This window comes from Carboxylicivirga agarovorans, assembly GCF_050589845.1.
In the GTDB taxonomy this organism is placed as follows: Bacteria; Bacteroidota; Bacteroidia; order Bacteroidales; family Marinilabiliaceae; genus Carboxylicivirga; species Carboxylicivirga agarovorans.
On sequence record NZ_JBNGPA010000040.1, the window covers coordinates 1 to 12301 of the forward strand.

10 protein-coding genes and 1 riboswitch are annotated in these 12301 nt (G+C 42.1%); of the genes, 6 read left to right on the top strand and 4 right to left on the bottom strand.

The annotated features are described in order from the left end of the window. Window positions 1-629: 629 nt before the first annotated feature. The 4 genes from ACRD69_RS22390 to ACRD69_RS22405 all read right to left on the bottom strand — a co-directional run bounded on the left by ACRD69_RS22390 (window position 630) and on the right by ACRD69_RS22405 (window position 5993). The gene (locus ACRD69_RS22390) at window positions 630-1835 is read right to left on the bottom strand and encodes a M24 family metallopeptidase (protein ID WP_430817388.1); all 1206 of its coding nucleotides are present in this window, start codon (window positions 1833-1835) and stop codon (window positions 630-632) included. A 129-nt stretch (window positions 1836-1964) separates the two neighbouring features. Continuing rightward, on the bottom strand, window positions 1965-3461 hold the full coding sequence (locus ACRD69_RS22395; protein ID WP_430817389.1) for a Na+/H+ antiporter NhaC family protein: 1497 nt from the start codon (window positions 3459-3461) through the stop codon (window positions 1965-1967). Window positions 3462-3471: 10 nt separating this feature from the next. After that, entirely contained in the window at window positions 3472-4827 is a 1356-nt protein-coding gene (locus ACRD69_RS22400) for an amidohydrolase family protein (protein WP_430817390.1), read from the bottom strand. Window positions 4828-4874: 47 nt separating this feature from the next. Continuing rightward, on the bottom strand, window positions 4875-5993 hold the full coding sequence (locus tag ACRD69_RS22405) for an aminotransferase class I/II-fold pyridoxal phosphate-dependent enzyme (protein ID WP_430817391.1): 1119 nt from the start codon (window positions 5991-5993) through the stop codon (window positions 4875-4877). Window positions 5994-6229: 236 nt separating this feature from the next. Between ACRD69_RS22405 and ACRD69_RS22410 the strand changes: the two genes are divergently transcribed. From ACRD69_RS22410 to ACRD69_RS22435, 6 genes are all read left to right on the top strand, one after another. After that, on the top strand, window positions 6230-7069 hold the full coding sequence (locus ACRD69_RS22410) for a helix-turn-helix domain-containing protein (RefSeq protein ID WP_430817392.1): 840 nt from the start codon (window positions 6230-6232) through the stop codon (window positions 7067-7069). Between the two features lie 21 nt (window positions 7070-7090). Further along, complete coding sequence (locus tag ACRD69_RS22415; protein ID WP_430817393.1) at window positions 7091-8245, top strand: iron-containing alcohol dehydrogenase; 1155 nt, start codon at window positions 7091-7093, stop codon at window positions 8243-8245. 126 nt (window positions 8246-8371) lie between these two features. Then, a complete protein-coding gene (locus ACRD69_RS22420; RefSeq protein WP_430817394.1) occupies window positions 8372-9430 on the top strand; it encodes an NAD-dependent epimerase/dehydratase family protein in 1059 nt (352 codons plus the stop codon). A 121-nt stretch (window positions 9431-9551) separates the two neighbouring features. After that, a riboswitch (cobalamin riboswitch) is annotated at window positions 9552-9753 on the top strand. Between the two features lie 280 nt (window positions 9754-10033). Then, window positions 10034-10633, top strand: coding sequence for a precorrin-2 dehydrogenase/sirohydrochlorin ferrochelatase family protein (locus tag ACRD69_RS22425; protein ID WP_430817395.1), 600 nt, complete (start codon window positions 10034-10036; stop codon window positions 10631-10633). Beyond that, complete coding sequence (gene cobA, locus ACRD69_RS22430; RefSeq protein WP_430817396.1) at window positions 10630-11409, top strand: uroporphyrinogen-III C-methyltransferase; 780 nt, start codon at window positions 10630-10632, stop codon at window positions 11407-11409. The genes ACRD69_RS22425 and cobA overlap by 4 nt, the downstream gene beginning before the upstream one ends. Next, window positions 11402-12298, top strand: coding sequence for a sirohydrochlorin chelatase (locus tag ACRD69_RS22435; RefSeq protein ID WP_430817397.1), 897 nt, complete (start codon window positions 11402-11404; stop codon window positions 12296-12298). The genes cobA and ACRD69_RS22435 overlap by 8 nt, the downstream gene beginning before the upstream one ends. The last annotated feature ends 3 nt before the right edge of the window (window positions 12299-12301 follow it).

Consider the following 12301-nt stretch of genomic DNA (forward strand, 5'->3'; position numbering starts at 1 on the left):
TTGCATTAGTCAAATATGTGTTTAACAATAATGCGTATAAAGAGTAGCTTTTTGTAAGGAGGAGAGCTGATTTACATGATGCATAGATCTATACGTTTATAAAACTTCTTTTCGAACACTAAAAAGCAACGCCCCAAGCACATATATACAATGACAATCCAGGCTGTAGGTCTGGAACATGTATAATACGCTTATCCATCAACTATGGGACAATCATTATCACAACTTTATGTCCATCTGACATTTGGCACAAAAGAAAGATACCCTTTTATTTCTTCGGATTGGGGGAGAAAGCCTTAAGCTCTATTTGGAATACAAGCCTGAAAACCAAGGAGTGTATTTAACAATAATACACGCTAATGAGCAATTAGTCCTATTTTTTAGCCATTTTTATCCCGAATATGTCTTCGGTAATTTACCGGTCCGCTTCGGTAATTCTTCGGTAGTCCTTCGGTATTTCTTCGGAAACGCTTCGGGACAACCTCGCTGCTGGCGAGGTTGATCCCGAAGAAGACCCGTATATTGTAGTAAGCAGGCACATCCTAAAAGTAAAGTTGGAAGTGCGGGAATTATTACTGTTTTGATAAATAGAATAGTGGGGTACAGGAAGAATCTGTCAGTCAATAAATTTATATGACAATTATCTCATCGTTCTTTCCTGTTAATACTTTTCCACCATTGGCAGTTACCTCAAAAGTATTTTCGATACCTACCATGCCAATACCTTTTATACCAATTTTAGGTTCAAGAGCCATGGTCATACCTTCCTCAAAAGGCTGATTAAAACCTTTGGCTATGACTGGATATTCATCAATGGCTAAACCAATTCCGTGACCAAGGAAGCTGACTTTGTTCCTGCCTAATCCCATAAAGCCATCAGTCCACTGCGATGCAGCTACACGCTGTTGGCATTCATCCCACAATTCAGCAGGGATAACACCGGGCTTCAGTTGTTCAGCAAAGTAATTTTGTGTTTCCACGCAAAAATCAAAAGCCTGCTGAACAATAGCAGGGATATCACTCTTTTTACCCAGCCAGTATGTGTGTGTTTTGTCGGTATGATAGCCATCTAAATTAAAGCAGTTGTCAATAATCATGGCAGTGTTTTTCTCCCAGGTAATGTTCTTGTTACCCATGTATGGAACTGCCGGGTGAATGCCGTGTGCGCCATTTGGACCGTTGAATGCACTGGGGTAATTACCGCTGTCTCCTATTGAAACCAATCCGGCGAACAGCTCTTCGCCAAAGGTCTCCATACGTAAAATACCATTGTGACCTTGCTGGTAGTATAGATCAAGAAGTTTGTGTGCCACATCCAGTTCACTTATTCCTTCATGTAAGTATGTAGGTAATAAATCATTCATGCAATGGTGATGTTTGGCACCTGCCTTACGCATGATCTGAAGCTCTTCTTCTGATTTATAGGCGCGTGTAATGGCAATTAACTGATCACCGGCTATAAACCTGGTGTCAGGAAAGCTTTTGCTTAACCGGCTTGAAAGGGACCAGCTTAATCCATTCATTTCAGCGGCAATACAAGCAGGTACCTTTATACCCTTTTCAGTAAATGTTGCTAGTATATTTTTATAGGAATTAAATGTGACAATGGTTTCCAAAGTTGATTCATGGGTAGCACGTTCTTCACCACGCCTGATAAACAAGATGGATTTGCCTGCTTTGGGAATCCATAATACTCCCGTATTCATTGTGCCTGTAAAGTAATAAATGCTAAGGCGTGAAAAAATAAATGCTCCGTCAGCTTCAGGTGCGTATTCCTGCAGTAGCTTTTGAAACCTATCCTGTCTGGCAGTGATCTCTACATTATTGTTACTCATTACGGTTTTTTGTTTTATGGCCTGATCTGTTAAAACAGCACCGGGCCCGGATTGGTGATGCAAAGCTATGCATTTTCCAATTGGGGTCAAATTTATCCCGCGAGACTAAGGGGAAATGTAAGCTTGAATTCAGCTTAATAAGCCGGAAATCAGGAATAACACTGCAGATATACCTCCGAATAACAGACCATAAGGCAGCTGTGTCCTGACGTGGTCCATAACATCACAACCCGTGGTTGCGCATGAGAGAACTGTCGTGTCGGAGATAGGTGACAGGTGATCTCCAAATATACACCCTCCGAATACGGCTGCTGATAACAGCGAAGGACTAATACCTAATTCCATGCCCATCGGCAAGGCTAGTGGCATAATGACAGCCATGGCTCCCATTGATGTGCCTGTTGCAAATGAAATGACACAACTAATGATAAAAACGATGGCGGGCAGTAAGCCGGGCATTAGAATATGCTCCAGTTTATTGGTCAGGAATGCACCCGCCTCCAGCTGGTTAACAACATGTCCCATTGAAAAGGCAAACATAAGAATGGCGGCTACCGATATCATTTCTCCACAGCCCTTGAATATTAGATTGATCATTTCCCGCACCTTGAATATCTTCTGAATTTTATAGATAAGCATGGCAAAGAAAGTGGATATGACAATGCCCCAAAGTATGGACTTCATGCCATCGCCATTAAGTATGCCTCTCTCTTCGCCGGTAACATACAGGGCCACAATTATAACGACGATCATTAGTGCTAAAGGGGCAAATACATTTAACCATGAGGTCTGCTTCTCATCTTTATCTGATTTGATCGCATTATTGCTTTTGCCACTGTTGTGTCGCGGATCATCCAGTTGACCTTTGTTGTCGGCGCGTACTTCTGCTTTTTGCATTAATCCAAAATCTTTATTGGTTGCGCCAAAAAACAATGCCCCTGTAACGGCCAGTATGGCATAGAAATTTAAAGGAATTGATCCAACTAATACCTCCGTGCCATTGCTCAATCCCTGAGCTTCTATAATGCCGATCATGTAGGCACCCCATCCGCTTAAAGGAATAAGCACACATACGGGAGTTGATGTAGAATGCACCAAAAAGGCCAGCTTTTCGTGAGATACTTTCATGGCATCACTCAGTGGTCGTGCAATGGTGCCGGTAATCAGGTTAGACAAGGTGCCCGATGTAAAAACCAAAACACCGATGGACCATGTGAAAATATTGGCTCCTCTCTTGGTTTCTATAATAGCTCGTTTTTTGATAAGTGACTCAACAAAACCATTGATACCGCCCGATTTCTGAATGAGGTGAATCAATCCTCCCAAAAGCAATACCAGGAGTATGACAATAGTGTTGTCATTATCTTCAAACACTTTAATAAACGACATAAACGTGGCATCGGTGCTTTTAATCAGGTTGAAATCGTTTAATATCAGATAGCCTGAAAAGCATCCGGTAAATAAGGCGATAAATACATTTTTATAAGCCAGAGCAATGATGATCGCCAAAATTGGAGGTATTACCGGTTTGATAGTACCCAAAAAGTTGAACAGCGGCTGGGGAAATGCGATGGTGATGATCAACAAAAAAATGGCAATGAAATAGTATTTATACTTAAGGAGCATATATTGAAATTTATTTAGTTCTGACTGACTGACCTGCTTTAGGGTTAATGATTTGATTGTTTTCCAGGGCAAGCTGACCATTGACCAGTACATACCTGATACCGACAGGCTCGTCAGTTGGATTGGTGAATGAAGCCTTGTCATGAATGGATGCCAGGTTAAACAATACCAGGTCGGCATCTTTACCAACAGCAAGGTTACCTTTATTAATCCCTAATCGTTCAGCAGGCATCTGTGTCATTTTTCGTACGGCTTCATAAGGCGACAGGCTTTTGCGCTCATTGACCAATAGATTCATGGCCCTGGGAAAAGTACCTGATACACGAGGGTGTCCTTGCATATTGTTTAAAACACCATCACTGGCTATCATTACATTAGGATGTAATAAAGCCCTGTCTACTTCATCGCTTTTCATGACATGTGCGCTTGTCAGAACATCAGGATCATTTTTTCTGAGATGGGCGAAAAGTTCTGGTGTACAACGTTTGTTTTTATGCTCTCCTTCGAGTATTTCAATGGATTCATAACCGGTATTATATCTTTCCATAAAGCCTTCATCATAGGTAGTCCTGCCAATGGCTACACAAAACGCATAATAAGGATAGCAATCGCACGATATATCCACTCCATTGTATGTATACTGGTCTATTGCTGAAAGGAACTGATCCATCTGTCCAAAGGCTGCCATGCTGCCAATGTGTGATACCTGCATCTTACTTTTTCCGTCAAGTCCAAATGAGATAAATTCATTCAGGGCATCAATAACGCCGGCTGCATCATCACGGATATGGGCTGTTATCAAACGATTGTGTTGTTTAGCTCTGTCAGCCACAGCATAATATTCTTCAGTATTGGCTCCGGGAACATACCTCAGGCCAAAAGAAACGCCAACCAGACCTTCTGCCAGCCAGTTATTGGCTATTGTGATCATTTCATTTAACTGCTCCGGGCTTACTTCCTTGTATTTGTCTGTAAAGTTGATAGCTTCCCGCAGGGAATTATGAGGTAATAACATGCCTAAGTTGATCGGTATCCTGTCTGCATCGACTTTATCCAGGTATTCAACGGGATTAAGGGCACCGAAACCGCAGTTTCCGCCAATGGCTGTTGTCACGCCCATCTTTAGCATGCTTTCAAATGTTCCGGTCTCAAAATTACCGGTGTTTTTATCAATATTGGCTTCATGTATATGTATATCTACAAAACCGGGAGCCACAATCAGCTCTGTGGCATCAATTTCCTGTTCTGCACGGAATGGTTTATTTGAAATAGCCGCCACCTTGCCGTTTTCAACCAGCAAATTAAGCTTTGAATCGATATTGTTCGCAGGATCTATCAGACGTCCGTTATTAATTGCTATACCCATGATCGTTGTTCGTAATTGATACTTAATGAAACTATTCGGTGGACTGTTTAAATAATCGTCTTTAAATTGTCCAGTAAATGGTCTATCTGTTCATTGGTGTGGGTGGAGAACATCACGGTTCGCAAAACACCTTCAGGACCGGCTCCTATGTATTTGGTGTATTGAATGTAAATATTACGTTTAAACAATTCAGCATGTATCTTTTGCATCTGTTCAGCACCACCAACTTTAAATGATGTTATCGGGAAATCATTGTGTTCAATCTCTAAACCAATGGCCCGTAAACCATCTTTTAAACGCACGGCATTTTTTCGTATTTGCTCACGCCATTGCGGGTTTTCACCTACCAGTTGCAGGCCTTTCAGGGCTGCTCCTGCAGCTGCGCTCACCGGTGAGGAGGAACCGTCAATGACATGACCATGCTTGACGTGATAAATAAACTCTTCTGAACCTGGGATAAATCCTCCGTATGCTCCAAAGGCCTTTGAAAGCGTGGCTCCCATAAATAAGCGGTCTGATTTGAGCTTAAAGTAATCGTAGGTACCTCTGCCATTAGTTCCAATTATTCCAACCGGATGTGCATCGTCAACCCATATGACACCATTGTACTTTTCCGCGATGGCTAAATATTCAGGGATCGGAGCCATCCACGCCCATACCGGAAACATGCCGTCGCTTACGATCAATGGCTTTTCAGAGGCCTTTAAATGTGTTTTGATCTGATGTTCCAGGTCTTTTGAATCACGGCTCTTGAATGTAAAGATCGGAACACCTGCTGTTAAAGCAGCTTCTTCATTGCAGTAGTGAACCACTTCATCCATAAATATAATGTCAAACCTGCCCATGGCTTTTAATGCCTGAATGCCTGCAATATTACTGAGATAGCCCGAGGGCAGATAAACAGCATCATCGGTATCAAAGAACTCAGCTATTTTGGTGTCCAGCTCCAGTAATAAATCTGTAGTACCAATTCCTGAGCGTGATGTTGCACTGCTTATACCGTACTTTTGCAAAGCGTCGATGGAAGCTTTTATAATGTCGGGGTGGTTGTGTAACTGAAAATAGCCAACACCTGCAAAGTATAACATTTCTTTGTTTTGGATATTGGTGGTGGCACCGGTAGGTCCCTCCAGAATATATTTGAATGGAGATTGGTTTGTATTCATTGTTTTAGTTTTAGAATCGCTTATTGAGATGGCTAAAGATAAAAAAACAAAAGATGTAATACATAATACCTGTGCTTTATTTTATGAGTTTCACTAAGAATTGCTACAAATACTGATCAGTTATAGCTATTTCCTTCATTTGAGTGAAAAACGCAAATTATTTGACTGAATTAGGCAAGCAATTCAACTTTTACCTTTGTACATTTGTCATACTAATTACCGATAAACATCGACTCATGGATAAATGCAAAGGGCAATTTATTGAGTGTGATGGCCTGATGGTGGCAGCTACTTTTGAAACAGATACACCCCAGGAACATCCGATCTATTATCCGGCCAATGTATTGATATACGTTGAGCAGGGAACGCTTCGTCTCAATATTGACAATGATATACACATGGTAGGTGAGGGGGAAATCGCTCTCGTGCGTAAGTATACTTATGGAACTTACTTTAAAACCTGGGAGGATACACAAAATGGTTTTCGTGATCATGTATTTGTACTGGAAGATAGTTTTATTAAAGAGGTGATTGGCACCTACTCATCACCACAGGGCTTTATGCCATGTACTGTTCCCATGGTTAAGTTGCCGGCCACCGTGCTGCTCATCGGATTAATGGAGTCCATCAGGACTTATGTATCAGGTCTTGCAGAGGTTGAACGCCCGCTTATACGCTTAAAAACCATGGAAGCCATTCATGCAATTACCTCGGCTCAGCCCGATCTCTTGCACGTATTCAATGAATTCTCAGATCCTGCACGTGCTGATCTCGTGCCTTTTGTTGAGAATAATTTTACACATAATGTGTCTTTGGAGAAGTTTGCAGAAATGTCGGGGCGCAGCCTGTCAACCTTTAATCGTGAGTTTAAGAAAGCATTTAAAAGTTCACCCCATAAATGGATCAAACAACAGCGTCTTGAACTGGCCAAAAAGCTCCTGTTGAATTCAAACAGAAAAGCATCAGAAGTTTACCTTGAGGTGGGCTTTGAAGACCTGGGGCATTTCAGTCGTTCTTTTAAAAGCCATTTTGGCCTGAATCCATCAGAAATAAAGAATTTATCAATAGCATTATAACAAAACTAAAAGATTCGTATCATGTTAAACTTTGATTTTTATAATCCAACGCACATTGTCTTTGGAAAAGACCGTCTGGAGGAATTGGATAAGCTTGTTCCGCAAAATGCCCGGGTATTAATAACCTATGGAGGTGGGAGTGTTAAAAAGTTTGGGACTTTACCTAAAGTTACGGCAGCATTAAAAAACCGACAGGTATTCGAATTTGAAGGCATAGAGCCAAATCCTAAGTTCGAAACTTTAATGAAGGCTGTTGAGGTCGTTAAAAAAGAGAGCATTGACTTTCTATTGGCAGTAGGAGGCGGTTCGGTGATGGATGGCACAAAGTTTATTGCTTTGGCTGCTAAATATAAAGGAGATGATCCTGAAAAGATCTTAATGGGTGGTGCAGGAGCACTTGAAGAAGCTGTTGCATTGGGCACGGTAGTTACCTTGCCTGCCACAGGCTCGGAAATGAATATGGGCGGTGTGGTGACTTACAATGGAGGAAAGCTCGTATTTATGAGTCCCCTCGCTTTTCCTAAGTTCTCATTCCTTGATCCGACGCTAACCTATAGCCTGCCACAAAAACAAGTCGCCAATGGTGTTGTTGACGCCTTTGTGCATACAACAGAGCAATACCTGACCTTTCCGGTTGACGGACGCTTTCAGGATAGAACAGCTGAAGGTATTCTGCAGTCCTTAATTGAGGTAGGGCGAAAAACCATGGATGAGCCGGAAGACTATGATACACGTGCCAACCTTGTATGGAATGCAACAATGGCGCTTAATGGAGTAATTGGTTCGGGTGTACCGCAAGATTGGGCCACTCACATGCTGGGTCATGAGATAACGGCTTTCTATGGTGTGGACCATGGGCAGTCGCTGGCTATTATTCTTCCTTCCTTATTGCGCTTAAGAAAGGACAGTAAAAAAGCAAAGCTGCTGCAATACGCCGAACGTGTATGGAATATCACCTCAGGCTCTGATGATGAGAAAATAGAGCAGGCAATTGCTAAAACTGAAGAATTCTTCCATAGCCTTGGCGTAAAGACGAAATTGTCTGATTATGGCATTGAGGCGTCTGGAATTGAAGGTATGGTAGGCGGTTTAGAAGCCAAGGGATTAAAAGCCTTATCTGAAACACGTGACATTACTCTTGATGTAAGCCGTCAAATATATGAAGCTGCATTGTAGACTATCACAACAACATGATTGAAGAGCTAGCTACCCGCTAAGCTCTTTTTTCTTCTTGCAGAACGGCATAAAAGCTGATGAATGATAGTATTTTCGAATAAGCTGTTTCATCATAAATAAATAACTATGACTGTTATTGATAAAAATAAACCGGTACTGGTGACAGGAGCTTCAGGGTATGTCGCTGGCTGGATAGTAAAATCCTTATTAGATAAAGGTTTAACTGTTCATGCTGCTGTTCGTAACCCCGAAGCGAGAGATAAATTACGGTTCCTGGATTTGTTAGCAGATAATGCTCCGGGTACAATCAGGTATTTTAAGAGTGATCTGCTGGAACAAGGCTCATATGACGAGGCTATGGAGGGGTGCGAACTTGTTTATCATACAGCATCTCCTTTTACCTTGGATGTTCACGATCCTCAAAAAGATTTGGTTGATCCTGCCAAACTGGGAACGCGCAATGTATTAGAAACAGCCAATCGATCTCATTCAGTAAAGCGAGTAGTTGTAACCAGTAGTTGCGCTGCTATATATGGCGATAATATTGATGCAGAAAAGGTTGCTGGTGGGATTTTTACCGAGGACATATGGAATACCAGTTCTTCGCTTGACCATGGTGCATATTCTTATTCAAAAACATTGGCTGAAAAAGAAGCATGGTCCATCAGTGAAAAGCAGAGTAGCTGGGATTTGGTCGTTGTAAATCCTAGTTTAGTGCTGGGACCTGCTGTCAATCCACTGGCTGTTACCTCTGAAAGTTTTCGTCTTGTCAGGCAAATGGGCGACGGAACAATGAAGGCCGGGGTGCCTATGATGGGTTGGGGTGTTATTGATGTGCGTGACCTTGCGGATATTCATTATCAGGCTGGTTTTGTGCCTGGTGCTGGTGGAAGATATATTGCATCAGGACATAATACCACGTATTTTGAGTTGGTTAGGGCGCTGCACAATAAGTTTGGAGAGAATTATCCACTTCCGAAAAAGGAACTTCCCAAATGGCTGATATGGTTAATCGGACCAATGCTTAATAAGGCCTTAACACGTCGTTTCGTAACAAGAAACATCGGCTATAAATGGAAAGGCGATAATTCGAAAAGTATCAGGGAACTGCATGCTGCCTACCGACCGCTATCAGAAACGATGATCGATATGTTTCAGCAGTTAATTGATAATAAAATCATATGATCAGATATAAACTACCCACTATTTCAGATGGGTAGTTTTTTTTTAGATCCTCATTAAGGTCAAATATTTTGTACTAAAATTCAACTGATAGTATTTTTAGATAGAATTATAATATTACATTTGTCGTCAAATTAATGGTGAGTCAGAGTCAACCTATTCGGACTTTGACGGAAAGAGGGAATCCGGTGTGAATCCGGGACTGTACCCGCAGCTGTAAGCTCTTTTAACTCCATTGCATAAGGTCACTTTTCGCCTGCTGGCGAATGGGAAGGCGCAATAAGGAGGGAGTAAGTCAGAAAACCTGCCATAGTAAATTAAATATTAATCAAAGCTTTCGGGTTTAAAAGTTTGATACATGAATAAAAAGCAATTCCATATATAGAGCCATAAATGGTTAGTGTCAACAGGCATTGGCGTGTTGTTTGTGCTCCCTGGTGAGCATGATACCGGCCTGTATGCTTATTTGATACTGAATGCTTTTTTGTGCATTGTACTTTCATGCCGGAGCGTTTAATTACGCTATGAAAAAACACTTACTCTTATCCTCACATCAGGATTGCACGCATTGGGCTATTAATGGTTTAAACATCGTAATGGCTTAGTATGCAGTTCTATCCGATTCATATTAATATAAAAGATAGGAACTGTTTAGTTGTTGGTGGCGGTAAAGTCGCTCAACGAAAAGTGAATAAACTCCTTGCAGCCGGTGCTGCCGTAACTGTTATTTCCAAAGATTTAACACCGGCTTTGCAAGAGTTGGTTGATACTAACAGGATCAATAAATTGAGGCGATCTTATGAAAAGAATGATATCGCCGGATTTTTCCTGGTATTTGCCGCTACCAACGACAAAACAACCAATCAGCTTGTAGTATCAGATGCGCAAGAACATGGTGTATTGGCCAATAGTGCTGATGGCGCTGATAAAGGTGATTTTATTATTCCAGCCAGCTGTCGGGTCGGGCATTTAAATGTAGGCATCAGTACAGAAGGTAATTCTCCCGCATTATCTGCGTGTCTGCGTAAATACCTTATGGCTAAATTATCATGCATAACGACCGATTCAGTGGCCTTGATCGCTGAGAAACGTCAACAAATGCTGGCATCTGGTCATCCAAAGCATGAGGCCGAAATGAAGGCCTTGATCGATGAGCTGATCAGTCAAATTGAAAACAACAACGTTAACCTTAATTCAATAAAATGAATCCTGAATATGGTAAAGTATGGCTGGTAGGTGCCGGCCCCGGTGATGCCGATTTAATAAGTGTCAAAGCCCTTAAACTGCTTCAAAAGGCCGATGTGGTGCTTTACGACTACCTGGTAAATACGGAGCTGCTGGACTATTGTTCCGCTAATTGTGAACGCTTGTACGTAGGCAAAAAGAAAGATAAGCACACGTATCCCCAGGAAGAATTGAATCAATTGCTGGTGAAATATGCCAATAAAGGTAAAACCATTGTGCGCCTTAAAGGAGGCGACCCTTTTGTGTTTGGCAGGGGTGTGGAAGAAATTGTAACGCTTATCAATCATGGTATCGATTACGAGGTGGTTCCCGGTATTACTTCAGGCGTTGCAGTTCCGGCCTATATGGGTATTCCCGTCACAGCCCGTCACGTTGCATCTTCTGTAACCTTTGTAACCGGTCATCCTGCTAAAGGTAAAAGCTCAGTGGACTGGCAGGCACTTGCAAAAGCATCAGATACACTGGTGGTCTATATGGGGGTAAGCAATGCCGGTAGAATCGCCAATGCATTAATAAGTGGAGGTAAAAACGAGGATACCCCCGTGGCTTTAATAAGGTGGGGTACCTACCCGCAGCAAGAGATGCTGACAGCCACACTCAGTACCATTAAGCGAGCAATGGAAGATAAAGGCTTTTCACCTCCGGCTCTAATGGTCATTGGTGAAGTGGTTAGCTTTTCCAAACAGCTTAAACCCATTATTCAATCTGTTAAACATCAAGAACTGGCATATGTCTGAAAAAGGAGTTTTAATTTGTGGTCATGGTACACGTGTAAAGAGAGGTGAAGAAGCCTTTTTGAAATATACCAAACAAGTAGCGGCATTATTGCCGGAGTATGAAGTGGAAGCCGGTTTTCTGGAATTATCAGCGCCCGATTTTGAAGAAGGTGTGAAGCGCCTGGCACAAAGGGGTGTAAAAGAAATAGTGGCCGTTCCCGTGTTTTTGTTTACAGGCTTGCATATTCAAAAGGATATACCATGTATGTTGTATCAACTTCAGGCTAAATACAAGGTAAGCATTAAGATGGCACATTATATTGGCGATTGCGAGGAGATGATACACCTGTCGAATGACCTGATCGGAAAAGCACTGGGTGACCGGCAGGTCGATCCTGAAGAGACCTTATACTTTGGTTTGGGTGTCGGAGCATCTAAAATAGCGGCCAATGGTGACCTTGCTCGCTTAACCCGAATGGTACAGGAATCCAATAAATATGCCTTTGCCATTAATGGTTTTTGTAGTCGCATGACCTACCCGTCGGTGGCTGAAGCCTTGTCTGTTTGTAGTCAATTACCTTACAAAAATATCGTGGTGGTGCCTTATGTGTTCTTTCCGGGTGTGTACATGGATAAGGCACAGGTATTATTTGATGAGTTCGCTCAGCGACATCCCGACCGAAAGGTATTTGTAGCACCATTATTAAGTGAATCAGACCACCTGGCACAACTACTTATTAAACGATTGAAAAGTGCCGAGGAAGGTGAAGTAGACCTGATCACAAGTGTAGATAAAGAAACCCTGGAGCATTACGAGCCACATCACCACCATCATCACGGGCATGGACATCATCACGACCATGATCACCATGATCATGCTAAGAACTGTTGTGGTCATCATCACCATTAAAAG

Bases quoted from the DNA above. Each gene is read 5' to 3' on its own strand.
- ACRD69_RS22410 (WP_430817392.1), top strand. From the start codon at position 6,230: ATGGATAAATGCAAAGGGCAATTTATTGAGTGTGATGGCCTGATGGTG.
- ACRD69_RS22415 (WP_430817393.1), top strand. From the start codon at position 7,091: ATGTTAAACTTTGATTTTTATAATCCAACGCACATTGTCTTTGGAAAA.
- ACRD69_RS22395 (WP_430817389.1), bottom strand. From the start codon at position 3,461: ATGCTCCTTAAGTATAAATACTATTTCATTGCCATTTTTTTGTTGATC.
- cobA (WP_430817396.1), top strand. From the start codon at position 10,630: ATGAATCCTGAATATGGTAAAGTATGGCTGGTAGGTGCCGGCCCCGGT.
- ACRD69_RS22435 (WP_430817397.1), top strand. From the start codon at position 11,402: ATGTCTGAAAAAGGAGTTTTAATTTGTGGTCATGGTACACGTGTAAAG.
- ACRD69_RS22425 (WP_430817395.1), top strand. From the start codon at position 10,034: ATGCAGTTCTATCCGATTCATATTAATATAAAAGATAGGAACTGTTTA.
- ACRD69_RS22390 (WP_430817388.1), bottom strand. From the start codon at position 1,835: ATGAGTAACAATAATGTAGAGATCACTGCCAGACAGGATAGGTTTCAA.
- ACRD69_RS22400 (WP_430817390.1), bottom strand. From the start codon at position 4,827: ATGGGTATAGCAATTAATAACGGACGTCTGATAGATCCTGCGAACAAT.
- ACRD69_RS22420 (WP_430817394.1), top strand. From the start codon at position 8,372: ATGACTGTTATTGATAAAAATAAACCGGTACTGGTGACAGGAGCTTCA.
- ACRD69_RS22405 (WP_430817391.1), bottom strand. From the start codon at position 5,993: ATGAATACAAACCAATCTCCATTCAAATATATTCTGGAGGGACCTACC.